We start from the raw sequence: 22,811 nt of genomic DNA on the forward strand, positions 1-22,811 counted from the left end.
TTTAATGCCCGTCATTTGACCAGTGAGGTTTGTCACTACTTCCCCCAACGAATTTGATTACGCCATAAGAGGCACCGACGGTATGAAGCTCATTGTTCATTCCGGTTTTGGGGGCCGAGCTTATACTGACGGTCGTTCCAGAGGCGTTATTAATCGCTAAGGTCCCGGTCCAACTGATGTTCATGTCAATCGCCAGTTTCTGCGTATGCCTGGAATTGAGCGCCGGGGCGACGTTAAGTCCACTGATTCCGTAGCCATTCACCATGGCCCTGGCACCTTGTACAGAGGCCTGTTGGTCATAAGCGCCGGACGCGGAAACGTGTGCCCATTTGATTTTTATAACGTCACCCGGATAACTGGGAACTTGCTGTGGATCGAAGCCCGTCTTAAAGATTTTCCACGCCCAGTGCATTAAATAAGCTCTTTCCGGGGGACGGTACGTTGCGGAAATATGCACAGTCCCCCCGGCAGCTCTTACTGCATCGAGAAACTTGGTCGCGGATTCCCGAAATGGAGACGCAAGCGTAGTGAGGCTGGCGCTGCCCAGGAACCTCCCCACCCACTGAGCACCGCTTGGCTCGTCCGCTGAAACACTAACAGCTACAGGCGTCTGATCCGCAGTCGGAGTGAGTGTCGCTTGTAGTGTCGCCATAGTAAGGGGCCTCGATGGTGGCTTTTTCGGGTTTGTTGGATGAAACTTTTTGGGTCATTCCTTGACTGTCGGTAACACCCTTAACAGTAAGTCCAGATTCAAGCTTGATTCGGTAAGGAGTATCCGGCTTAGGCTTACCTGTTATTTCGTCGTTCAGGACGAACACTAAGTCGTGGGTGCTTTTTTCAGATTCCTGGATGGGGCTTGCGATATCACAAACCCCCGCCTTGCATTTCTCACACTCTTCACAAAACGGCGCATTACGCTTCAGCGTATTCACCTGAGCCGGCGTCAACACCGCCCCAGCCCTGTCCGCATCCGCCTGCTTCAACACCCCCGGCAACAACGGCGCCGCCCCGGTCCCACTGCCCGGTCCGCCGCCGGAGTTCATGTTGATCACCGGCCCACTCAGGGTCACGCCGCTGGCGTCGATCTTGATGAAGCTGCCGCCGCCCTTGAGGGTCAGTTCGCTGCCGGCTTCGAGCACGACTTTCATGCCGCTGCTCAAGTGAATCTCTTGGCCGGCGTCGATGAACTGCCCGGTGCCGATCTTGATGTGCTGGTTGACCCCCACGGTCAGGTGGTCGTTGGCGCGGGCTTCGACTTTGCGGTCGGCGTAGACGGTGTGGTGTTCTTCGGCCTTGAATTCGCTGTAGCTGTTTTGCTCCACGATGTCGTGGCGTTCGTTGCCGACGCGGATTTTCTGGTCGTGTTCGATGTTTTCGTCCCAGTCGCGCTGGGCGTGGAGGAAGATCTGTTCCTGGCCTTTTTTGTCTTCGATGCGCAGTTCGTTGAAGCCGCCCCCACCCTTGGAGCTGAGGGTTTTGAAGGTGCTGCGGGTCTTGTTCGCCGGCAGTGGGTACGGGACGACGTTTTCCTTGTGGTACAGACAACCGCTGATCAGCGGTTGGTCGGGGTCGCCTTCGAGGAAGGTGACGAGCACTTCCATGCCGATCCGCGGGATGGCGATGCCGCCGTAGTGGGCGCCGGCCCAGGCGGAGGAGACGCGCAGCCAGCAACTGGTCTTGTCGTCGGCCTGGCCTTCGCGGTCCCAGTGGAATTGCACTTTGACGCGGCCGTATGAGTCGCAGTGGATCTCTTCACCTTTGGGGCCGGTGACCACGGCGCTTTGGCTGCCGAGGATGCGCGGTTTCTTTTGCGTCAGGGGCGGGCGGTTCGGCACGTCCCACGGGGTGGCTTGAAAGCGGTTGCGGTAGCCCTGGTGGAAATCGCCCTTGAGGCGGGTGGTGTCGCTGGTAACCGATTCTTCCAGCACTTGCGGCTGTTTGCCTTCGTGCAGGACTTCGGTGAGCAACCACAGGTCGTTCCATTTGGCTTTCGGGTGTTGGGTCAGGGCCAGGAAGTGGCCGCTGACCAGCAACGGCTGATCGCTTTTGCCTTCGGCGAGCTGGAAGTCGCTGCGGTGACGTTCCAGGTTGCGTTTGGCCAGGTGCTTGCCGCGTTCGCGGTCGATGAAGCGACCGGGATAGTCGTAGTCTTCGAGGTCGGGCAGGGCGTCGCCACGGCTTTCGCTCTCCAGCGTCAGGCGCGGTTTCTCGAAGTCGTAGTCGCGGCGGGTGGTGCGGCTGGTGCGGGTTTCCAGGCGCAGGTCGAAGCGCTTGATCACCGGGTCGGTGGCGACCATGCCGGAGTCTTGTTGATAGGCCACGGGCGCGAGTTTCGGGAACACCGTCTGGTCATCGCCGAACACCAGCTTGTGGGCCGTGGTGCTGTGCTGGAAGTGGTAGTGGATACCTTCTTCCTCGCACAGGCGCTGGACAAATTGCAGGTCCGATTCATCGTACTGAACGCAGTAAATGCGCTCGGGATAAATCGCCCCGACTTTGAATTCGTAGGCATTGCTCTGGATGCCGTGCTCTTCGAGGACCATGCCGATGATTTTCGGCACCGTCAGGTTCTGGAAGATGCGTTGGTTGATGCGGTGCGCGAGGTAGGACAGTTGCGGGCGCAGGGTCACCGCGTAGCGGGTCAGGCGTTTGCCGGAATCACCCTGGGCGGCGCGATAGATCTGGCCATGGATGCCGCTGCCATCAGGCGAGAGCTGCAGGAAGGCCGGTTTGTGCAATAGCGTTTCGAGGTCCAGGGACGGCTGTTCACTGACCAGTTCCACCTCAAACACAAAAGGCTGGCTGATGGCTTCCCGACCTTGCAGGGAAAGGACCTGAAAGTCGCTGGAAAGACCTTCAATGGTCAGGGCAAAGTGAGTCTGATTGGCCGGCGCGAACATCCCTTGTTCCTCGTGCAGTGCAGCGGCGTTCGCCAAAAGCCCCAGGAAAAGGGGTCAGCAGACGCAAAATTCTGGAAAGGCGTAAACAACATCGACCAGCAGAGCTGGCCGATGCGTGAAGCGGTCAGCCGCGATTAAGCGACTGGCTGACGCCAGTCATCGGAACCCGAAGTACCGGATACTTCGTGGGTCCAGGTGATTTTGCGGTAGGTGAACTGCACTTCTTCCAGGTGCGTGAAGTGCGAGTTCGACGGATCCTGGCAGTTGTGCATTTTGTTGTTGATGGCGACGATGATCGCGTCTTCCAGTTTGGTGGTGTAGTAGTGCTCTTGGGTACCTTGAGCCGAAGTGCGGTACCACTGGATAACGATCTCGCTCATGCGCTCGCCGGAAGTCAGGGCAGCTTGCAGCAGTGGCGAAGACTTGTCGTAGACTTTGGTGATCACGACTGGCTTGTGTACGCGCTGGCCGGTTGGTTGGCCGGACTGTGGGTCACGCGGGATGATCACGTCGTGGCTGAAAGCCTGAACCATGACCTGGTCTTCGTGACCTTCCTGGTAGGTGTTGCCAACCGAGTCGGCGGTGAAGGCGCCGGCAGTGATCAGACCTTGTTTTTCGCCAGTGACGGACATGTACGCTGGTGTAGCCATGGATGTGCTCCTTGCTGAATAAAGTGAGGGTGCCCGGGAGGCGGTATCGCCCGGTGGGTGGCTGACTGTTATCAAGGTCCGTGCCATAAATTGATAAAGCCATGTAAATCAAGGTCTTGAGCTTGTTTTCAGGTTGTTGAAACGAGGTTGGGCCAGGAACACAAAAGAATGTGCGCAAGAACTTGCGCACCACTGCGCAACTTCTTGCGCACTCGGCTGAAAGGCTTGGCAGGCTGGGTGTTGAGCGCCAAGGTAGGACCGTTCTGAAGGAAGAGTGCGCAAGAACTTGCGCATCAAGGCTTTGCGCTACTACTCGATGACTCTGCACATCCGGTGCAACGAATCAGCTGGCACAGTGGTCCATAAAAACAGCGCCGTCGAGCGTCCGAACAACCCTGAAACGGAGTGAGAACGACATGAAAATCCTGATGGTTTTAACGTCCCACGATCAATTGGGTGACACGGGTAAGAAAACCGGCTTCTGGCTGGAAGAATTCGCCGCACCGTACTTCGCTTTCAAGGATGCCGGCGCGCAGTTGACCCTGGTCTCGCCCAAAGGTGGCCAGCCGCCGCTGGACCCGAAAAGCGACGAGCCGGACGCGCAAACCGCAGCCACCGATCGCTTTCGCAAAGATTCCGCCGCCCAGTCTGCATTGGCGTCTACCGCTCTGCTGAGCAGCGCGCGAGCTGAAGATTACGACGCGGTTTTCTACCCCGGTGGTCATGGCCCGCTGTGGGACCTAGCCAATGACAAGAATTCAATTGCGCTGATCGAGGCGTTTATCAAGGCGGGAAAGCCGGTTGCAGCCGTTTGTCATGCGCCCGGTGTGTTGCGTGACGTCAAAAGCGCCGACGGCCAGCCGCTGGTTAAAGGCAAGCGGGTGACGGGGTTTACCAACTCTGAAGAAGAGGCGGTGCAACTGACCAACGTCGTGCCGTTCTTGGTGGAGGACATGCTCAAGGAGAAAGGCGGCGTGTATTCCAAGGGTGCGGATTGGGCGAGTTACGTGCTCACGGATGGTTTGCTGATCACCGGGCAGAATCCGGCATCGTCCGAGGCGGCCGCAGAGGCCCTGTTGGCGAAGTTGAAATAACATCAAGAGATCGCAGCCTTCCTGAGGCTGCGATCTTTTTTAGGCGACTGAGGTTTACCTCAACGCTGCAAAACACGCTTCAATCGAACGCCGCTGCGTCTCGGCATACAACCCCAATTCATCAATCGTCGGTCGTCCCAAGGCTTGTTCAAACGCCTGGCGGTTCGAATGCACGCCGTAATTTACCTGCGCGGCATCTCCCAGATTGGACTGAAATATCCCCGCCGCACTGACCGGCAGAAAATCTTCATACACCAACGGTTCCACCCGCAAATAGCCGCCGCTGAGCAGATCGTCCAGGGTCAAGGACTTCAGCTCATCCGCCGCCAGGCCTTTTTCCGTGACGAAATAGCGGAAGTACGCCAGTTCCTGTTGGCGCATGCCGTCATAGGTGTCAGGGAATTCGCCGAAATGCTGCGTCATCAACGCGTTGTAACGTGCGGCATTGGCTTCGTTGGGGAAGTCGTTCAACTCATCGCGGGCGGCGTTTAGCAGACGGTCGTACAACGCCCGGCCTTTGGGGGTGAGCGCCGCGCCCCGTTGTTCGATTTCACCAAAACGTGCGCTGTGGCTGCCGCGAGTCTCGGCTTGATCGGTGAAGGCAATTGGTTCGTCCAGTGCCTTGAAGCTGGTCTGGCGCAGCAGAATCGGGCACTGACGGCGGGGCGGGCCTTCGATCACGGCTTTGGGCGTGATGCCATGGGCGGGCATTTGTGCCTGGACGATGTCGATGTCCAGGGTGCGCGGCGTCAGGTGATTGATGTGCGGGCCTTTGAACGCCACCACGTCGGCGATCAGGCGGTGCTGTGCGCTGAGTTTCTGGTACTGCTCGGCGGTGACGGTGGCGCTGTGGTGCCAGCGAAAGGTTTCCAGCGCCTGTTCGACGAAATCCCGGGCCTCTTGTTCGGTAAGGCCGCCTTCGGTTTCAGCGCGCTCGATCAGTGCCAGCGCGGTCGGGGTGAAGATCTGGCGTTTATCCAGTACCGACTGGGCGAAGGCCCGCAGTGCCGGGTCTTCGATCAGTTCCAGGCGCAGCAGCGAGGTGAACACCCGAAACGGGCTGACTTGCAGCGAAGCTTCGTGCACGGCGCGGAATGCGGTGGAATGCACCGGTACGCCGGCCGGGGTCAGGTCGTAGTAACCGACCGGTTGCATGCCCATCACCGCGAACAGGCGGGCGAGGGTGGCCAGTTCGCCAGCGGTGCCGACGCGGATGGCGCCGTGTCGCTCAAGGTCCAATCGCTCGATTTCGCCGGTGCTGTTCAATTGCCGGGCGATCTGCGGGTCGCTGTCCAGCACGTGACGGTTGGTCTGCTCCACCAATTCCATCAGCGCGCCGTACAGCGGCACTTCTTCGCGGTACATGTCGGACATCGCTTTGGAGAAGCGTTGGCGGATCAGGTCAGGGCTGACGAAGTTTGGGTGGCTCATGAAAAAAATTCCTGGCGCGGTGACGTGAAGGATGGGGGAAAAGATCGCAGCCTTCTGCGGCGCCGACAAACGAAGAATCTTACGGACTTCATTCTGCCAAGGACTGCATGCACCTGTCCGGTGTAGCCGCTACCGAGCCTGGTGGTTACAGGTGAGAACGGCTTTCCGAGCGCAGCGATCCGAGGAACTCCCGGTACAGTCGCGCTGCATTGGTCGGCTGTTCGACCATTGGCATATGGCCGCTGTGGTCCCAGATGACCACTCGCAAATCAGCAATGCCTTTACTCCACACGGCCACGCTGCTGACATCGATCAAGCGATCCTTGTGGCCCCATAGCAACAGGGCCGGGCATTTGATGTCGGGCAGTTTGGGCTCCATCGGCGGGCTGGCACGGAAATCGTTGAAGATTTCCTCCAGCTCCTCGCGACTCTGTTCATAGCGCAGCGCAATCGCATCCAGCACCACCCCCGGCACCCACGGCGGCTCGGCCATGGTCATGGCGTAGAAGCGCCGGAATTCCTCCCGCGAATGAATCAAAAACGGGTTGTGTCCCTTGGCCAGGTGTCGCTCCAGGTCGCTGGCTTCGGGGGCGGTCACGCCGGCCGGATCGATCAGCGCGACCGAGGCAATCCGCTCCGGATACGTCGCCGCCAGCCACGCCGCCATGTAGCCGCCCATCGAGTTGCCGATCACATGGACCTTGTCGACCCCGCAGACGTCCAGCAGCTGGATCATTCGTTTGGCCTGCAGGGGGATGTCGTAGCCGCCCCCGGCCTTGAAGCCGGTTTCGCCATGACCGGCGATGTCGGGGATGATCACGCGATAGTTGCCAACAAAATGCCGGGCGAAACGCAGCCAGATGTTCTTGTCGGCGCTGTAGCCATGCAGCATCAGCACGCTGCTGGACGCTTCGTATGGCCCGCCTTGCCACGTCGACACGGTCATTTCGGCGATCGGCACAACGATCTTGTGCAGCCGATACAGCTTGGCCTCCAGGGCCGTGTCCAAGTCATACAGCCAGTAACCGATGGCCGGGTAGCTCAACCAGCTCCAGGCTACGAAAACGGCGATAGCGACAACTAAAACAAGCATCAGGCGTTTTCCTTGGCAGTGATCAGGACAAAATGTGGTCGGCGGGTTTCAGTGCCCGGGTCAACCGGTGATAGCTGAAACTGAACCCCGGAAACATGGCAACGACGTGACCGCTCCTGCTTTGATACCAACTGTGGCAGCCGCCGGACTTCCAGACGGTGCGTTCCATTTCCCGGTGGATCATCTCAGTGTAGGTACGTTCTGCCTCGGGGCGAACTTCGATGCTGCGCAAACCGCGTTCTTTGAGCGTGCGAATGCAGTCGAGGATGTAGTTCATCTGCGATTCGATGATGAACAGCGCCGAGGTGTGGCCGATGCCGGTGTTGGGGCCGGTGACGATAAACAGGTTGGGAAAGTCCGGCAGGCTGGTGCCCAGGTACGCCCGGGGATACTGCGCCCAGACGTCTTTGAGCCGGGTGCCGTTCTTGCCGGTGACCGGGTAGGAAATCACCCCGTCGGTGGCGTCGTACCCGGTGGACCAGACGATCAGGTCCAGATCGATGTGCTGGCCATCCTGGGTGACGATGCCGGTTTCGTCGATGGATGCGATGCCTTGCTCGCGGCTGTGCAACGTCACGTTGCTGCGCCCCAGCGCCGGGTACAGGGTGCTTGAGATAATCACGCGCTTGCAGCCGATGGTGAAGTCCGGGGTCAGTTTTCGACGTAATTCGGGGTCGGGCACCTGGCGCTTGAGGAAGCGCAGGGCGTGTTGCTGGACCATGCGAATCGCCGGTTTTGAGTACTTGAAGGCAATCACCCGGGTTTCGAACTGCCAGTAGAGCATCCAGCGCAGCAGCTTATACGCTGGCTTCAGACCCAGCAGCCAACGCTGGAAGGGGCCGAACGTGCGGTCGGCGCGTGGCAGCACCCAGTGTGGCGTGCGCTGGAACACATGCAGGTGCTCGACGTCTGGAGCAATCGTCGGGATGACCTGGGCGGCACTGGCGCCGCTGCCGACGATGGCGACGCGTTTGTGCCGGTAGTCGAAGGCGTGATCCCAATTGTTCGTGTGAAAAGTCTTGCCTTGAAAGCGTTCCTGGCCTGCGAAACGCGGGATGACCGGTTGGCTCAACGGCCCCGTGGCATTGATCAGGAACTGCGCATAAAAAGTGCCTTTGGTGCCGGTGTGGACGGCCCAGCGCTGATGGTCGGCGTCCCATTCGATGGATTCGACATTGGCTTGCAACTCGACTCTGTCGCGCAGGCCGAAGCGGTCCACCACGTACTCGGTGTAGTGGTGCAGCTCGGCCTGTTCGGCGAACATTTGCGTCCAGCGGTAAGGGGCGAAGGACAGTGAGTAAAGCGGCGAGGGCACGTCGACGGCAGCGCCGGGGTAGGTGTTCTGGCACCAGGTGCCGCCGAAAAAGTCCCGTCGTTCCAGCAGGCGAAAATCGTCGATGCCTGCCTTGAGCAAATTGATCGCCGCGCATTGACCGCCAAAACCGCTGCCGATGATCAACACTTGAAAGGTCTGCATGGGCCTCCTTGGTAAGGGTTGCTGATCGAACCCTCTCTTCATGTATAGCCAAACATTCGCCGCTCGACCTGCACAAACCCGGCTGCCCGCCGGTGATGGCTATTTAACGTTGCCCTGATAGACTCCCAGCACACCTGCTAACCCGGTGCTATCAGGTTCCGCTCAGGCGCAGAGGCCCTTATGGGAAAAACGGGAGGAAAAGGGCTTTCTCTGGCCAGGAGGCTCTACACATCGCGAACCCTGGGCCTGGTGCTTGGGTTGTTGTGCGTGGGCGCGGCGATGTATCCACTCGATCCGGCGCCATGGGTATGGGGGCTGATGGTCTTCAATGGCGTGCTTTGGCCACATGTTGCCTATCAATGGGCGCGTCGGGCGAAGGTTCCCTTTCACGCCGAACATCGCAACATACTGATCGACGCCTGCCTGGGCGGATTCTGGGTCGCGGCGATGCACTTCAATCCGCTGCCGAGTGCGGCGACGCTTTCGATGATGGCCATGAATAATGTGGCCATTGGCGGGTTGCGTTTCCTGCTGGTGGGAACGGTCGCGCAGGTTCTCGGCATTGGTGTCGGCATGCTGGTGTTCACACCGGCCTTCATCGCGCCAACCAGTCCGTTGCAGCTCTATGCCTGTTTGCCGCTGCTGACCCTGTACCCCCTGGCGCTGGGCTGGATCTGTTTTCGGCAGGCCACCACCCTGGGCCGGCACAAACGTGAACTGTTGGCCCTGAGCCGCACCGACAGCCTCACCGGCCTGCTGAACCACGGGGCCTGGAAAGATCAGATGGAAGTTGAATTCCAGCGTTGCCAGCGCCAGCAACAGGGCGGCGCGATTGCGCTGATCGACATCGATCATTTCAAAGCCATCAATGACACTTACGGCCACGTCGCCGGGGACATTGTGTTGCGTCAGCTGAGCAAAATGCTCAAGCAGAATCTGCGGGCAACTGACGTGGCGGGGCGTTATGGCGGTGATGAGTTCTGCGTTTTGTTGCCGGACTTGCCCCTCGACAGCGCCGCGGCCGCCATGGATGCCTTGCGTGATCGCTTCGCCACCTTGGGTTACGAGCAGAACCCGGCGCTCAACGTCAGCCTGAGCATTGGTCTGGCAGCGTTCAGCCCGGCACACACCGACGCCACCCTGTGGCTCAACGACGCCGATCAAGCGCTCTACGAAGCCAAGACCACCGGCCGCAACCGCGTGATCTGCCGCATTGGCGGCCAGCCCCAGCACGAGCTGCTCGACCCGGTCTGAAAGACGCATTTATCCCTCTGTGGGAGTGAGCCTGCTCGCGATGGCGGTAGTTCATGCAATATCAATGCAAGCTGACCCACCGCTATCGCGAGCAGGCTCGCTCCCACAGGGGATTGCGGTGTGTCAGGTCTGTGGATGTCGCATCCGGTCTAGAGCCTTGCGCCGTAGTCAGGTAGGGTGTTTTTGCCCCCCGACACGAAACAAGGACCGATTCATGACGCTCAAGCTCCCTCGCTCACTGCTGGCCACTAGCCTTGGCCTGACCCTCGCCCTCGGTGCTTTGGCCCCTGCGGCTTACGCCGAACCGCACAAACAAGTCTTCGCCGATTCCGAGCAATACAAAGGTGAAGCCCTGAAACTCCTGGAACGCCTGGTGAACATCGACTCCGGTTCCGGCTATGAGCCCGGCCTGACGCAAGTGCGTGACATCGCCATCGATGAGCTGAAAAAGCTCGGTGCCACCATCGAACTCGTGCCGAATACGCCGGACAAGAGCAGCCATGTGATCGCCACGCTCAAAGGCACCGGCAAGGCGAAAATCCTGCTGATGGCGCACATGGACACGGTGTTCAAGGAAGGCTCGGCTGCCGAGCGCCCGTTCCACATCAAGGATGGCCGCGCCTACGGGCCGGGCGTGATGGATGACAAGGGCGGCATCGTCGCCGGGATCTACGCGTTGAAAGTCCTGAAAAATATCGACTTCAAGGACTATGCGCAGATCACGTTCCTGCTCGACGCCAGTGAAGAAACCGGCTCGGACATCGCCACCGACCTGATCAAAAAGACCGCCAAGGCTCACGACGTAACCCTCAACCTCGAACCGGGCCGCCCGGCGGATGGCCTGGTGGTGTGGCGCAAAGGCAGCGCCACCGCCGTGGTCGAAGTCAAAGGCAAAGCCGCTCACGCCGGTGTCGCGCCGGAGCTGGGACGCAACGCGGCGATGGAGGCCGCACACCAGATTCTGCAGCTCGGCAAGCTGGGCGACGAAACGAAGAAAACCACCATCAACTTCACCGTGCTCAAGGCCGGCGACCGAACCAACGTGATTCCAGACCAGGCCACGGCCAAGGCGGATGTGCGGGCGGCGGTGCCGGAAGAGTTTGACCGCATCGAGAAAGACCTGGCGCGGGTGTCCCAGGACAAGTTGATTGCGGATACTCAAGTCACGACCACCCTCCAGCGCGGCCTGCCGCCGATGCCGCAGACGGCGGAATCGGATCGACTGATGGCGATGGCGCAAGGGATTTACGGTGAACTCGGTCGCAAGTTGACCGAAGAAGGCAGCGGCGGGGCGGCGGACGCCAGTCTCTCGGCCGGTGTGGGTACGCCGACGCTGGATGGGTTCGGGATTGTTGGCGGCAATATCCATACGCCCGAGGAGTACGCGGAGGTCGAGAGCGTGGCGCCGCGGATTTATCTGCTGTCGCGGATGATTATGGAGTTGGCCAAAGCTCACTGAATGATCGTTCCCACGTCGAACCGTCTGCGTGGGAATGCCTCAACGGACGCTCCGCGTTCGGCTCCGGAAGGGACGCAGAGCGTCCCGGGCTGCATTCCCACGCAGAGCGTGGGAACGATCGACTTGTGGCGCACAACTTTCCAAGACGTTTCCTACAACGTACCCTGTTGCCGCGTTTCGGTATCGACCCCTATAGTTCGGGCTCGCGGAAAACTCTGCGAACGACCTTGGCCGGTCGACCACACCAAACGCATCAGTGTCATTGTTCAGGCATTTTCATGTCTGGATATCGTGTTATGGCAGCTGTGCGCGGGACACCTTAGGGTGTGCCGGTTGTGGGTGTGCCGGTCGGCCAACCCGCACACAGCTGCCACCTTAATTCGCTTGGCCGCGAACGGTGGTAGCTCAAATATGGAGTTACACCCCATGTTCGACCAAGTCATGCCGCGCTACCTCCCCATCGACACCTACGACGCCGAAAACCCGGTGCTCTTCATCAATACCCACAAAGAACTCAGCGACCTCGCTGCCTGCGCGGCGCATCGCTTTACCGTGGTTCGCGATCTGGCGGACACCTTGTCCACGCTGGGCCTCAAAGGCATTTCCGATTGTGATTTAACGCGTGTGACGAGCGCCGTGCATCTGTTGATGCGCGAGGGCTGTGCGATTCTGGATGTGATTCAGGCGCGGGCGTTGCAGCGGGAGGAGGGGTTCAAGACTGCAGTTTAACGGTGATTGAACTGACGCCATCGCGAGCAGGCTCACTCCCACATTGGATTGCAGGCGTACACAAATCATGTGTCCACCAAAAAATCACTGTGGGAGTGAGCCTGCTCGCGATGGCGTCGGCTCGGTTCACACACTCAAACGTGCTAAACCGTTATTCCTTCACACTCATAAACTCTTCAGCCCAACGAATATATTCCTCCGGCTGCGTATAAGTATGAGTCAGTTCGGTCGCGCTCAAATCCGCCGCCTGGGTAAAGATCTGCCGCTGCTCGCGCAGGCTGTCGTAAGTTGCCTTGATCGCCGCAAAGTACGCGCCGTGACCGTCGATGGTCACCCGCACGCCCAGTTCAGCCAGGCGTTTGTCATCGCGCAGCGCCGGGTTGCCGTAGGTGACCAGCATCAGCGGTACGCTCAGGTGTTCGGCAATCTTTTCGAGGTGTTCGAAGTCGCGCACGCCGACCATGCAAATGCCGTCAGCACCGGCTTTCTGGTACTGCTGGGTGCGGCTGATGACTTCCTGCACCGGCAGTATCCCGGCATTGGTGCGAGCAATGATTGCCATCTCTGTATCGACACGCGCTTCCAGGGCCGCGCGAATCTTGCCGACGCCTTCCGCGACCCCGATCAGGTCGGTGGATTTGCGGCCGAATTGTGCCGGCAGCAGGGTGTCTTCGATGGTCAGCGCAGCGATGCCGGCGCGTTCCAGTTCGACGATGGTGCGCATTACGTTGAGTGCGTTGCCGTAGCCGTGGTCGGCGTCGGCGATCACGGGTAATTGCGCCACACGGCCAATGCGCGTGGCCTGCTCAGCGAATTCGCTGAGGGAAATCAAGGCGAAGTCAGGGGCGCCCAGCACCTGCAATGAAGCAACCGATCCCCCCAGGATGCCCACTTCAAAACCCAGGTCAGCGGCAATACGGGCCGACATCGGGTCGAAGACCGACGCCGTGTGATAGCAAGCGTTGGACGCAAGCAGCTCGCGAAAGCTACGGCGCAAATCTTGATGAGAGAGCCTGGACATATGAGTTCCACCAATACAAAGGAATGGAAAGGCTTGAGCAAAGGTGTCAACGCCGAAGGAACAAAAGGCTATCACGCGGGGGAGGTGAAGATGATGACGAATTTTGCACGGACATAAGTCTGTTAATCAGCCCCCCAACTTGGATGCAAAAAAAGGCTGCAGACCTTTTCAGTCTGCAGCCCCGATGTAGCGTTTAACGAAAGCGATTTCAGCCGTGTGCTGGCACGCTCCAGATTTTCTTGATTTCGTGGATATTGCCTACGTTATAGCGAGGCATGAAACTGGCACACGGGGACAGAGCCGTGGTTTTGACCGGTGTATTGATCACGTTGGTGCCAGCGTGCATCAGAGGGGTTTGGGTCCATTGGGTCATAGGCGTTTTCATACGGTTTTTCCTTTTATATTTATGGGTGCAGGTTTTAACTACCCGCGTTGGAGCAAGGACAGCGTTTCTTCATAGAAAGCTGTTTCGTGCATGGCAATGCCGGGATAGGTCGGCACATAGTTCTCGTCGAAGCTCCAGGCTTCTTCTGTTTTAACGGACCGTTGAGGATGAATAAGCAAACTCAACGATGCGGACATTGTTGTGGGTGGAAGCTGCTTGTGCACTTCGTTCAATGGGCGCATGTGCAGGATTTCTCCAGGCGCCAGTTTAAGTACTCTTTCTTCGCCAAGAAGTGGTCTTTTTCCGGCTCGAATGGGTGCATCGCCAAGGATTTCTCGTGTAACAGTTGTATACCCGTCTCCGCTATAACCCACGGCATAGATTTCAAAGTCGTGGGTGTGGTTCAGGTCATAGATGAATGTTTCACTTTCATCTTTCGAAGAGACCGGAGACCAAAACCCCAAGCGGACAGTAAATAGATCGTTGTAATGCAATACAAATGCATAAGCGTTGTAGAGGCTGTTTCGCGTGCTGAAACCTTCTTGTTGAATAACGGTGTAAAGATGTTCACTCAACAATGTACGGTGAGTCGCCAGTTGGCGCAGGTCTTCCATGATCTTTAGCTTGTCTCGCTCTAGATCGTAATTCGTCATGCGCTCAACAAACGTATTGAGCTTCATGCCGCTTCACTCTGTTGGTCGAGCAAGACGTTCAGGTGGTTGTTTTCGAGGTTTCTCAACAGAGGCACGTAATTCAGTGCGGCCTGCTGGTCCGTTTGTTGAATCACCTGAAAGGCCTTCCAGGCAACAGCGGGGTGGTAGTGATAAATCAATTCTTCGGCCACATGACGCGCCTCTGGATCCTGAACGGTCTCCAGCAACTCAAGGCTCACCAGGTAGCGTGCAGCGCTATCGTCATGGGGGAACCAGGCGATTTTGCTCAGTGAAGCGCGGTCAAACACGCCAATGTCTGCACTTCGGTCTGGCAGGTTGATGCTGCCGATAAAGGCCTTGTGCCCAGTGCCTGTCGGATTGCTGTCGAACAGGACCTTCGTGCCGTCGATGAATAGCGGATTGTCGGCGTCGACGATGATCCATTGCCCCAGCGTCAACTTGTCATCCTGTATTTCATATAGCTGGACCGGGAATGACTGATCGTTGATAGCGAACAAAATACTGTTCCCTGGAACGGTGTAGAGCAGTTGTGAGGCGCCAGCGTTGTCAGGTGCCTTGAGGCCGATGTTGCCATCGCCGTTACAGTGCAGTATCAGTGTTCTGGTGTGAATGTTTGTTGACTTCATGATCTCTGCACTTCTAGAAGTTTCATGAGTAAGTGCAGTATTTTCGCTCAACTGATTGGCGAGTCTTTCGATGTGTCTGGTGATGTCCAGGGTTTCAAGGCTTTTTATAAGATGGCCTGGCGATAGGCCTTTGTCTAAAAGTGTCTCGATCATGAAGTGGCCTGCTTTGCTGGAGTTTAAGATGGAGCGTGTCAGGAAGTAGAGGGTTTCGACATTGGCGGAGCTTGCAACAGTTGCCAATGGTTTTTGATGTCGTGAATGTTGCCGATGTTCAGGCGCGGTGTCGTTCCCCAGCAATTAATCGCACTGTTGTTTTGTGTGGGGGTGCTGATTACATTAGTTGCTGCACGAAATATCGGCGTGTTGTGCCAGTTGTTTATTGGCTGTCGCATGGTTAACTCAGTGGGTGTAGTTGCTGTGTGTTCTAAGTATGGTGATGGCGGTGATTGAAGGCAAATCGTTAGTTGTTAGTTGATGTTGTGAGTTGTTATTGGATGTTTTGGGAGGGCATGACAAGTCACACAGTGCACGTCGACGGTTAATAGGAGTGTCTAGTGATCAGGTAAACGAGTGCCTCTGGGCAACGCCTTAAAACCAAGTTGAATCACGCCGCAACAGACTGCTGCTGTTGCTTGCGCAGCAGCACGGCACGTACCGAGTCGCCAGGTTGTAGTTGCAGGCGTTTGGCTGTGAGGCGGTCAACGATCAGGCTATTGCCCACCCGTCTGGCCTGGGCGGCGGTGATGCGGCAGTTTTCCAGGCGACGATTGTGGATCAGCCACACCGGTGCCTGTTCGTCTGGCGTACCAATGGCCAATAACAGTGGCTGGCTGTCACGTACAGTGCGGATTTTCGCGATAGGGGCCTCGATCACCGGGCCGGCATCAAAGATGTCGATGTAGCCCTGATGGGCAAACCCTTCGGCGCAGAGGATCTTCAGCGCCGGTTCGGTATTGGGGTGCGCCTTGCCGATAACGGCCTGGGCCTGTTCGGTGAGCAGGCAGGTGTAGAGCGGTTGGCGGGGCATCAGTTCGGCGATGAACGATTTGCTGCCCAGCCCCGACAGGTGATCGGCGTGACTGAAATCCATCTTGAAGAAGTGCCGGCCCAGGCTGTCCCAGAACGGGGAACAGCCATGTTCATCAGCGCTGCCACGCAGCTCGGCGATGAGCTTGTCACCGAACAGGTGCGGGAACTCGGCAACGAACAGTAAACGCGCCAGCGACAGCAACCGGCCGTTACTGCCATGGCGTTGATCGTGCCGCAGGAAGAGCGAGCAGATTTCCGATTGGCCGGTCATTTCGTTGTTCAGGAACAGCGTTGGAATCTGCCGCTGGATGCCGAGGTCCGGCGACGAGCTGACTGTCAGCCCGACCCGATAGTTGTACCAGGGCTCACGCAGGCCGACGGCGCCAGCCAAGGCACTGATACCGACCACTTGCTGATCGTCGTCTTCAAGGACGAACAAATAATCGGCATCCGCACGCTCGACCTGTTCGGCGAAGGTGCGCTGCGCCCAGCGGACCCGGTGCGCCAGGCGTTCTTCATTGGCCGGCAGGGTGGTAAAACCGGGGCCGGCCTGTTGCACCAGATCCATCAAGGCGGGCAGGTCGGTGACGCGAACCGGGCGGACGATCATGATGCAGCTCCTTCTTCGCGCCTGCTCGAGCGCTGTCGTTGGGCACGGGGCCGAGTGAGGCTCACAGGGCGATCAGCCGAATCGGGCTGCCCTCGGTCACGTTCAGGGCGGCGCACATCGGCGCGCTCAATTGCACCGGTTGTCCGACCTGGACATCCAGTTCGGCGACGATGGCCCGATAGTCCTTCAGCGAATCGTTGCTCACCAGGTAACTGCCGCGCGCATCAACATGCGAACCGGTTTGCACCGTGCCGGTCTGGCTCTGGGCGATGGAAAGGATGTTCGAGGTGCGCGCATACAAGGTCGGGCCACCGTCGAAAAGGTCGATGTAGCTGTTGGTTTCAAAGCCTTCGCGTTCGAGGATATCGAAGGCTTCCTGGCCATCGGGGTGGATGCGGCCAATGCACGCCTGCGCCGCTTGCGGCAGCATCGGCACGTAGATCGGGTATTGCGGCATCAGCTCGGCGAGAAAGGTCCGGCTCTCCAGACCGCAAAGCCGTTCGGCCTCCACGTAAGGCAGGTCAAAGAAATGCTTGCCCACCGCATCCCAGAACGGCGACTGCCCTTCATCGGTGCTGAAGCCGACGATCTCGGTGATCACCGTGTCGGCAAAGCGCCGCGCATGGGCGGCGATGAACAGCAACCGGGCCCGCGACAGCAACTGCGAAAAGTCTGTTCGCACCAGCGCGGCGTCGATATGAAAGCCGCGCAGCAAGGTGTGGCCGTTGAGGTCGTGACACAACGACAGCGCCGGCACGCCATGCTCGATGTTCAATTCCCGGGACGCGCTGGTGAAATGGCGATTGCGCAGGCTGTAGAACGGCTCGCTGAAACCGGCGGTGGCCAGGATTTCCGAGCAGCCCACCAGCCGTTGGGCCTGCAGATCCTCAAGCACGAAGAAATAGTTCTCCGGGCCATGCGCCGCAACGTCTTTGTCGAATGAGGCGCAGGAATCGAGAATCCTCATGCGCAGGCGTTCGGTGTCGTCCGGCAAGGACGTGACGCCGACCAGGCTGTCGCGCGCCAGTTGCTGCAACTGGGGCAGGTCGGTTAGTTCGACTGGGCGTAAGACCAGCATGGACGCACTCCTGTATCAAAGGGTTCGACGGTTGGCACCGAACCTGACTATCACTGTCAATTTCCACGCGTTAAAGCGGCGGTCGCCTGAATTGTTGTCAGACGCCGCCCTTTTTCTTGTCAGCCGTTGCGCGGATCAGGCAACGCTGTGTTGACGCCGAGCTTGTTCAGGAAAAACAGGTACACCAGACCCAAGGCAATCCAGATCAAACCGAGCTTTTGCGCATCGACGCCCATGTTGTACATGATGGCCGCGACGATGATGAAGCCAACGACCGGGCAGATCAGGTGGCGAATCACCTGACCGGACTTTTGCCGACGCCAGTAATAATTGATGACGGTCAGGTGCAGCAACATGAACCCGCTCAGCGCGCCAAAGTTCACCAGCGAGGTGAGGGTGTCCACGGCGTTGATGAACAGGTAGCAGATCACCAGCGACAGCAGCGCCACCAGATAGATGCTCAAGTAAGGGGTGTTGTGTTCAGGATGGACCCTGGCCAGTATTTTCGGCAGTTTGCCGTCCCGGGCCATACCGAACAGCAGGCGCGAAACCGCCGCTTGCGAAGTGATTGCCACTGCCACACCCCAGGCCAGGGCCGTGGCCACGCCGGTCAGGGTCGCCAGCCAACTGCCGGCAGCCAGTTCGGCGATTTCATAAAACGCGGTGTCCGCCGAGGTGAAGCCCATGCCGGCGGCCAGGTCCGTGGCGATCCAGGTCTGCACGATAAAGATCACACCCATCACGAACAGAGTGATCAATGCAGCCTTGCCGACGCTGCGGCCCGGGTCAGTCTTGATTTCTTCGGCGAGGGTGGAGATCGCATCGAATCCGAGGAACGACAGCACCGCAATCGACACGGCTTGCATCAGCAGGGCGAAGTTGAATGTTTCCGGGTTGTACACCGGCGCCAGGGTCAACTGGCCGTGGCCGCCGCCGTTGTGCAGGGCGTTCCAGGCGTAGAACAGGAATATCCCCAGCACCACGAGTTGCGCGAGCAGAAAGAGGATGTTCAGGCGCGCGGTGAAGGTGATGCCGCGCAGGTTGACGAACGTCGCACTGACCAGAAAGGCCAGGATGAAGCCGACTTTGGGAATGTCCGGGTAGAGATGATTCAGCGCCATGGCCGCGTAAACATAGAGCAGCGGCGGAATCAGCAGGTAATCGAGCAGCATCAGCCAGCCAGCGATAAACCCGACATGCGGGTTGAGGCCGCGTTGCGCGTAGGAATACACCGAGCCGGCAATCGGAAAGGCCCGCGCCATGCTGCCGTAACTCAACGCCGTGAACAGCATCGCCAACATGCCGATGAGGTAGGCCAGCGGCACCATCCCCGGCGCTTCGGCGTTAACGTAGCCATATACGCCAAAGGGCGCGATGGGGATCATGAAGATCATCCCGTACACCACCAGGTCGGTCAGCGTCAGGCTACGTTTCAACTCTTGCTTGTAGCCGAATTCTTCTATTTCCATAAGACCCTTCTCCTTGGGATGGACGCAGCTACACGCTGCGGGTTTGACGCGATTCCTTTACAACAACGGCCGCAGGTAATCGGTCCAGCGATCGATGGCTTCAGGTGTGCGTAGCAGGTCGTTGCGCACCTCGATCAACACCGCCTCCAGTCCTCTTGCGTCGCCGTGGACCGGCACGGTCATGTCGCCCAGTGGGTTGATTTTGTACGGCTCATTACCCGCCACCTTCAAGGGATGTTGGCTCAGTCCGTCAAGCAATCGTTGGGCATAGCCCTTGGCTTCGCCAAACAGCACGCCAGCTTCCAGTGTGCGCGGCTGGCCGTGGTAAACCGGGGTAAAGCTGTGAATACCCACCACCCGAACCGGCCGGCCTTGGGCCAGACGCTGGTCGATCAGCGTTTGCAGCTGGTCATGAAAGGGTTTGAACAGGCATTCGCGGCGATATTTGCGGGTGGCTTCATCGAGATCTTGATTGCCCGGTATGTGATAAATCTCGCTTTTGGCAGGGATGCTGTCCGGGGCACCGAGTGGGCGGTTCAGGTCGATCAGCAGTCGCGAGTAATTGGCGGCCAGCAAAGTGGCGCCCAGCGCTTCGGACAAACGCTCGGCCAGTGCCAGGGCGCCAATGTCCCAAGCGATATGTTCGCTCGCCGCTTCATGACTCAGGCCAAGGTCCGTTAACCCGGCCGGGATGAAACGGCTGGCGTGTTCGCACACCAGCAACAGCGGGTGTTCGGAAGCTTCCCGATGCAGGGTGTAGGCGGGCTCGGTAAAAAGACCGAGTTCAGCGGATTCAGTAGAGGCGCGCATAGTGCTCACAGCATTCGGCGGGCGACAGCTGTTCCGTCAGCGTCAGCTCCTGGGTTTTAAGGGCAAACCAAGTGTCCAGTAAAACGCTCGGCAGGTTTTCGATCAGTGCCTCGCTGTTGCGCAGGCAGTCCAGTGCCTGGGCAAGCGAAGCGGGCAGGGCGACGATGCCGCGAGCGTGGCGTTGTTCTTCGTTCAGGGAATCGGGCACTTCGTCGGTGATCGCGTTCAGGGCCAGGCGCTGCTCGATGCCCAGGCGGCCCGCGATCAGTAGCGCGGCCATCGCCAGGTGCGGCGAAGCCGTGGCGTCCATTGCACGAAATTCAAGGTTGAATTGCGCCGCCAGTGATTTGCCACCGAGGCTGACGGTCGGGCAAATCCGCAGCGCCGCTTCACGGTTCTGCTGGCCGAGGCACGCGTACGACGCGCTCCAGTGATGCGGCTGCAAACGCTGGTAAGACACCGGCGTCGGCGCGGTGAAGGCGCAAAGTGCCGGCAAATAATGCAGGACGCCGGCGGCCCAGTGCTGGCCAAGGGTCGACAGGCCGTTGGTGGTGCCGGCGTCGTACATCAGCGGTTGGCCGTTCAGGTCCAGCAAACTGATATGCAGGTGTACGCCGTTGCACACTGCCTGCTCGGATGTCTTGGGGGCGAAGCTCACGTCCAGGCCCATCTGCCGGGCGATGTCGCGGGTGATTTCACGCACGTTCACCGCGCGGTCGGCGGCGGCCACGCCAAGGGTCGGACGGCAGGTGATTTCGTATTGATGCTTGCCGTATTCAGGCAGGAACATTTCCGGTTCGACACCGCCTGCGCGCAAGGCACTGAGCAGCCAGCCACCGAACTCGGCGCCTTGACGCTGGGCCTCAAGGGAAAATGCCAAGTGTTCAGCCGCGCCAGTGTCCAGGTTGAATTCATGTTCGAACGCAGCGTTGACCTGCACGCCCAGCTCGGCGCGATAACGCTCCACTTCATTGCGCAACACGGTCCGTGGGCAGGCACCCCACGGACGCCCATCGGTTTCGCGAATGTCGCCGTGGATGAAATCCAGCGCCGGGGCCCTGGCATCCGGTCCATTGTTGACCGTCACGCGGCTGCTCAAATCGGGAACAAGCCGCAAATCGCCATAAGCGCCCCACGGGTTGGTGGCGGCAATGATGTCTTGCGGGGTCAGGGCACTGTTGGCCGGCACCCAGCCGCAGCCCGCCACCCGGTAGTGTTCAAGCTCGTCGGTGGGAAACGAGCGACCGCGTGTCACGCCGATCAGGTCGGTGGTGACAATGGTGGTCATGGGCAGCGGCGACAGGCGTTCGCTCATGGTCGCAGCTCCTGCAACCGGCCGAGCACGGTCTGGGTGTCGGTGATCCAGCAGTAACCCTTGATGGCGTTCAGGCAGGCTTGATGACGTTGTGGTGTGTAGGTCGCGCAGGCGTCTTCCACCAGCGTTACCAGGTAGCCACGGTCCGCGGCGTCACGCACGGCCATGTCGACGCATTGGTCGGTGACGATGCCGGCGATGATCAGGTGCCGGGTTTCGAGATTGCGCAGCACGTAGTCGATGTTGGTGGAGTTGAAGACCCCGGAAGAGGTCTTGGGCAGGACGATTTCGTTCTCGGTCGGTGTCAGGTCGTCAATGATGCGCGCTTGCTCACTGCCCTTGGGCAAGTGCATGTCGGAGAGTTTGTGGTCGAGCGAGCGATCGCGGCCATCGGCGGTCAGGCTCTCGATGATCGTGTGCAGCACGTTTTGCCGTGCGCAGCGAAAGGCGCTGAGCAGCCGGCGTTGATTGGGCACCACCTGCATGTGCGTGCGCGTCAGGAAGTATTCGGCGTCCGGCCCGTTGAGGTGCGGGTCGAACTGCGGTTCGAGCCACGCCCGCTGCATGTCCACCAGCAACAGTGCGGTGTGGTCGGCGGTCAACGGCAAGTCCCTGGGTGAATGGTGGGGGAGCGTAAACATCCTTATTTTTCCTCCAGCAAGTGGGTGTCGAATTCGGTGCGCAGCGTGTCGATGCCTTCCAGGCGATCGGCCAGGTCCAGACTGCGCAAGGTCAGGCAGGCGATCAGCGCCTCGACCTGAGCCAGCGCCGGGACGAAGGTGTCAAACGCTGACACCGACTCCACTGGCGCACTGATGATCAGGTCCGCCATCTCGCGCAGGGGTGAAGCATAGATGTCGGTGAACAGCACCACTCGCGCATAGCGATTCTTGGCGGCACTCGCCACCCGCAGCGCTTGTGACTGGTAGCGGCGATAGTCGAATATCAGGACCACGTCCTGGCGCTGCACGTCGAACAGTCGGTCCGGCAATTGCGCGTTGTCTTCCAGGGCGAAACAGCCGGGTCGCAGCAGGCGCAAATGGTTGAGCAGGTATTGGGCGAGGAAACTGCTGAAGCGCCCGCCGAAGCAGTGCACCTGATGGCGGGTGTCGAGCAGCCACTCCAGCAGAATCCGCACATCTTCGGGCTGGGTCAGTGCATGGGTTTCTACCAGCGCCCGATGGCTGTCCGCCAGATACTGGCTCCAGACGTCGCCTTTTTGCAGATGAGAGCGAGGCTGTAACTGCGCGCTGGGAGACCGCAAGCGATGGTCCATGTCGCTGAGCAATGCCTCTTGGAAATCGGCATAACCGCTGAACCCGAGTTTTTTGACCAGGCGCACGATGGTCGGATCGCTGACACCGGCATGTTCGGCCAGGCGCGACATCGGCCCCAGCCCATTGCGCGGGTACTGGTCCAGCAAGGCACGGATGACCTTGCGTTCCGATGGCGTCAGTTCCAGGCCAGGATCGGTGATCAGGTCTCTAAGGGAGGGCATCCGGGCTCCTTGCTGGATGAGGTGTCGGTTTCGTTTCATAAATTGCTAAAACAGTATTTATGTAGCACTCGCTACATGTCTAGTGAATTTTCCCGTGGTTTTTTAACGCCCCGAAATGGGGCGAAAACCGCGTCCGCCGTGGGCTACACGGATGACGACTGGGTGTGTAGTCCATCGCCCATAAAGTTGTCAGAGATTGCCGAATTCCA

General features: G+C 59.0%; 21 protein-coding genes. 4 read left to right on the forward strand and 17 right to left on the reverse strand.

From position 1 onward, the window contains the following. Position 1 precedes the first annotated feature (1 nt). The 3 genes from ACM6I0_RS04465 to ACM6I0_RS04475 form a co-directional block, all read right to left on the reverse strand. Positions 2–412, reverse strand: coding sequence for a hypothetical protein (locus ACM6I0_RS04465; RefSeq protein WP_285435391.1), 411 nt, complete (start codon positions 410–412; stop codon positions 2–4). Positions 413–593: 181 nt separating this feature from the next. Continuing rightward, entirely contained in the window at positions 594–2,900 is a 2,307-nt protein-coding gene (tssI, locus tag ACM6I0_RS04470; protein ID WP_414921567.1) for a type VI secretion system tip protein TssI/VgrG, read from the reverse strand. 134 nt (positions 2,901–3,034) lie between these two features. Further along, complete coding sequence (locus ACM6I0_RS04475; protein WP_123434591.1) at positions 3,035–3,550, reverse strand: Hcp family type VI secretion system effector; 516 nt, start codon at positions 3,548–3,550, stop codon at positions 3,035–3,037. 416 nt (positions 3,551–3,966) lie between these two features. Here ACM6I0_RS04475 and ACM6I0_RS04480 point away from each other — a divergent pair, with 416 nt between their 5' ends. After that, a complete protein-coding gene (locus ACM6I0_RS04480; protein ID WP_285435395.1) occupies positions 3,967–4,644 on the forward strand; it encodes a type 1 glutamine amidotransferase domain-containing protein in 678 nt (225 codons plus the stop codon). A 54-nt stretch (positions 4,645–4,698) separates the two neighbouring features. Here the strand turns inward: ACM6I0_RS04480 and ACM6I0_RS04485 are convergent, their stop codons facing one another. The 3 genes from ACM6I0_RS04485 to ACM6I0_RS04495 form a co-directional block, all read right to left on the reverse strand. After that, positions 4,699–6,075, reverse strand: coding sequence for a VOC family protein (locus ACM6I0_RS04485; RefSeq protein WP_285435397.1), 1,377 nt, complete (start codon positions 6,073–6,075; stop codon positions 4,699–4,701). 145 nt (positions 6,076–6,220) lie between these two features. Then, the gene (locus tag ACM6I0_RS04490; RefSeq protein ID WP_285435398.1) at positions 6,221–7,168 is read right to left on the reverse strand and encodes an alpha/beta fold hydrolase; all 948 of its coding nucleotides are present in this window, start codon (positions 7,166–7,168) and stop codon (positions 6,221–6,223) included. 22 nt (positions 7,169–7,190) lie between these two features. Beyond that, entirely contained in the window at positions 7,191–8,645 is a 1,455-nt protein-coding gene (locus ACM6I0_RS04495) for a flavin-containing monooxygenase (protein ID WP_414921568.1), read from the reverse strand. A 180-nt stretch (positions 8,646–8,825) separates the two neighbouring features. On the opposite strand from ACM6I0_RS04495, the gene ACM6I0_RS04500 reads away from it, so the two are divergent. The 3 genes from ACM6I0_RS04500 (at position 8,826) to ACM6I0_RS04510 (ending at position 12,087) form a co-directional block, all read left to right on the forward strand. Beyond that, a complete protein-coding gene (locus ACM6I0_RS04500) occupies positions 8,826–9,899 on the forward strand; it encodes a diguanylate cyclase (RefSeq protein WP_414921569.1) in 1,074 nt (357 codons plus the stop codon). 214 nt (positions 9,900–10,113) lie between these two features. Continuing rightward, positions 10,114–11,358, forward strand: coding sequence for a M20/M25/M40 family metallo-hydrolase (locus ACM6I0_RS04505; protein WP_414921570.1), 1,245 nt, complete (start codon positions 10,114–10,116; stop codon positions 11,356–11,358). A gap of 426 nt (positions 11,359–11,784) precedes the next feature. Beyond that, entirely contained in the window at positions 11,785–12,087 is a 303-nt protein-coding gene (locus ACM6I0_RS04510; protein WP_090182781.1) for a hypothetical protein, read from the forward strand. A gap of 151 nt (positions 12,088–12,238) precedes the next feature. On the opposite strand, the gene ACM6I0_RS04515 is transcribed toward ACM6I0_RS04510, so the two are convergent. The 11 genes from ACM6I0_RS04515 to ACM6I0_RS04565 all read right to left on the reverse strand — a co-directional run bounded on the left by ACM6I0_RS04515 (position 12,239) and on the right by ACM6I0_RS04565 (position 22,602). Then, positions 12,239–13,108 (reverse strand): isocitrate lyase/PEP mutase family protein, encoded by an 870-nt coding sequence (locus ACM6I0_RS04515; RefSeq protein ID WP_285435406.1) that lies wholly within the window; start codon positions 13,106–13,108, stop codon positions 12,239–12,241. 208 nt (positions 13,109–13,316) lie between these two features. Then, entirely contained in the window at positions 13,317–13,493 is a 177-nt protein-coding gene (locus ACM6I0_RS04520; RefSeq protein WP_285435407.1) for a hypothetical protein, read from the reverse strand. Between the two features lie 38 nt (positions 13,494–13,531). Continuing rightward, complete coding sequence (locus ACM6I0_RS04525) at positions 13,532–14,173, reverse strand: transposase (RefSeq protein WP_414921571.1); 642 nt, start codon at positions 14,171–14,173, stop codon at positions 13,532–13,534. Continuing rightward, positions 14,170–15,090, reverse strand: coding sequence for a hypothetical protein (locus tag ACM6I0_RS04530; protein WP_414921572.1), 921 nt, complete (start codon positions 15,088–15,090; stop codon positions 14,170–14,172). Before ACM6I0_RS04530 ends, ACM6I0_RS04525 begins: the two co-directional genes overlap by 4 nt. A gap of 307 nt (positions 15,091–15,397) precedes the next feature. Then, positions 15,398–16,432 carry an arginine N-succinyltransferase gene (gene astA / locus ACM6I0_RS04535; protein ID WP_414921573.1) on the reverse strand — a complete coding sequence of 345 codons (1,035 nt, stop codon included), beginning with the start codon at positions 16,430–16,432 and terminating at the stop codon, positions 15,398–15,400. 61 nt (positions 16,433–16,493) lie between these two features. Further along, positions 16,494–17,510, reverse strand: a complete 1,017-nt coding sequence (locus ACM6I0_RS04540) for an arginine N-succinyltransferase (RefSeq protein WP_414921574.1) — start codon at positions 17,508–17,510, stop codon at positions 16,494–16,496. A gap of 119 nt (positions 17,511–17,629) precedes the next feature. Next, positions 17,630–18,979 carry an APC family permease gene (locus tag ACM6I0_RS04545; RefSeq protein ID WP_414921575.1) on the reverse strand — a complete coding sequence of 450 codons (1,350 nt, stop codon included), beginning with the start codon at positions 18,977–18,979 and terminating at the stop codon, positions 17,630–17,632. Between the two features lie 57 nt (positions 18,980–19,036). After that, the gene (locus tag ACM6I0_RS04550) at positions 19,037–19,789 is read right to left on the reverse strand and encodes an N-formylglutamate amidohydrolase (protein WP_414921576.1); all 753 of its coding nucleotides are present in this window, start codon (positions 19,787–19,789) and stop codon (positions 19,037–19,039) included. After that, positions 19,773–21,104 (reverse strand): glutamine synthetase, encoded by a 1,332-nt coding sequence (locus ACM6I0_RS04555; protein WP_414921577.1) that lies wholly within the window; start codon positions 21,102–21,104, stop codon positions 19,773–19,775. Before ACM6I0_RS04555 ends, ACM6I0_RS04550 begins: the two co-directional genes overlap by 17 nt. After that, positions 21,101–21,745 carry an isochorismatase family cysteine hydrolase gene (locus ACM6I0_RS04560; protein ID WP_414921578.1) on the reverse strand — a complete coding sequence of 215 codons (645 nt, stop codon included), beginning with the start codon at positions 21,743–21,745 and terminating at the stop codon, positions 21,101–21,103. The genes ACM6I0_RS04555 and ACM6I0_RS04560 overlap by 4 nt, the downstream gene beginning before the upstream one ends. Before the next feature lie 2 nt (positions 21,746–21,747). Beyond that, positions 21,748–22,602, reverse strand: a complete 855-nt coding sequence (locus tag ACM6I0_RS04565; protein ID WP_285435419.1) for a MurR/RpiR family transcriptional regulator — start codon at positions 22,600–22,602, stop codon at positions 21,748–21,750. Between the last annotated feature and the right edge of the window lie 209 nt (positions 22,603–22,811).

It is taken from the genome of Pseudomonas sp. IT-P294, from assembly GCF_949767865.1.
Classification (GTDB): domain Bacteria; phylum Pseudomonadota; class Gammaproteobacteria; order Pseudomonadales; family Pseudomonadaceae; genus Aquipseudomonas.

Bases quoted from the DNA above. Each gene is read 5' to 3' on its own strand.
- ACM6I0_RS04465 (WP_285435391.1), bottom strand. From the start codon at position 412: ATGCACTGGGCGTGGAAAATCTTTAAGACGGGCTTCGATCCACAGCAA.
- tssI (WP_414921567.1), bottom strand. From the start codon at position 2,900: ATGTTCGCGCCGGCCAATCAGACTCACTTTGCCCTGACCATTGAAGGT.
- ACM6I0_RS04475 (WP_123434591.1), bottom strand. From the start codon at position 3,550: ATGGCTACACCAGCGTACATGTCCGTCACTGGCGAAAAACAAGGTCTG.
- ACM6I0_RS04480 (WP_285435395.1), top strand. From the start codon at position 3,967: ATGAAAATCCTGATGGTTTTAACGTCCCACGATCAATTGGGTGACACG.
- ACM6I0_RS04485 (WP_285435397.1), bottom strand. From the start codon at position 6,075: ATGAGCCACCCAAACTTCGTCAGCCCTGACCTGATCCGCCAACGCTTC.
- ACM6I0_RS04490 (WP_285435398.1), bottom strand. From the start codon at position 7,168: ATGCTTGTTTTAGTTGTCGCTATCGCCGTTTTCGTAGCCTGGAGCTGG.
- ACM6I0_RS04495 (WP_414921568.1), bottom strand. From the start codon at position 8,645: ATGCAGACCTTTCAAGTGTTGATCATCGGCAGCGGTTTTGGCGGTCAA.
- ACM6I0_RS04500 (WP_414921569.1), top strand. From the start codon at position 8,826: ATGGGAAAAACGGGAGGAAAAGGGCTTTCTCTGGCCAGGAGGCTCTAC.
- ACM6I0_RS04505 (WP_414921570.1), top strand. From the start codon at position 10,114: ATGACGCTCAAGCTCCCTCGCTCACTGCTGGCCACTAGCCTTGGCCTG.
- ACM6I0_RS04510 (WP_090182781.1), top strand. From the start codon at position 11,785: ATGTTCGACCAAGTCATGCCGCGCTACCTCCCCATCGACACCTACGAC.
- ACM6I0_RS04515 (WP_285435406.1), bottom strand. From the start codon at position 13,108: ATGTCCAGGCTCTCTCATCAAGATTTGCGCCGTAGCTTTCGCGAGCTG.
- ACM6I0_RS04520 (WP_285435407.1), bottom strand. From the start codon at position 13,493: ATGAAAACGCCTATGACCCAATGGACCCAAACCCCTCTGATGCACGCT.
- ACM6I0_RS04525 (WP_414921571.1), bottom strand. From the start codon at position 14,173: ATGAAGCTCAATACGTTTGTTGAGCGCATGACGAATTACGATCTAGAG.
- astA (WP_414921573.1), bottom strand. From the start codon at position 16,432: ATGATCGTCCGCCCGGTTCGCGTCACCGACCTGCCCGCCTTGATGGAT.
- ACM6I0_RS04540 (WP_414921574.1), bottom strand. From the start codon at position 17,510: ATGCTGGTCTTACGCCCAGTCGAACTAACCGACCTGCCCCAGTTGCAG.
- ACM6I0_RS04545 (WP_414921575.1), bottom strand. From the start codon at position 18,979: ATGGAAATAGAAGAATTCGGCTACAAGCAAGAGTTGAAACGTAGCCTG.
- ACM6I0_RS04550 (WP_414921576.1), bottom strand. From the start codon at position 19,789: ATGCGCGCCTCTACTGAATCCGCTGAACTCGGTCTTTTTACCGAGCCC.
- ACM6I0_RS04555 (WP_414921577.1), bottom strand. From the start codon at position 21,104: ATGAGCGAACGCCTGTCGCCGCTGCCCATGACCACCATTGTCACCACC.
- ACM6I0_RS04560 (WP_414921578.1), bottom strand. From the start codon at position 21,745: ATGTTTACGCTCCCCCACCATTCACCCAGGGACTTGCCGTTGACCGCC.
- ACM6I0_RS04565 (WP_285435419.1), bottom strand. From the start codon at position 22,602: ATGCCCTCCCTTAGAGACCTGATCACCGATCCTGGCCTGGAACTGACG.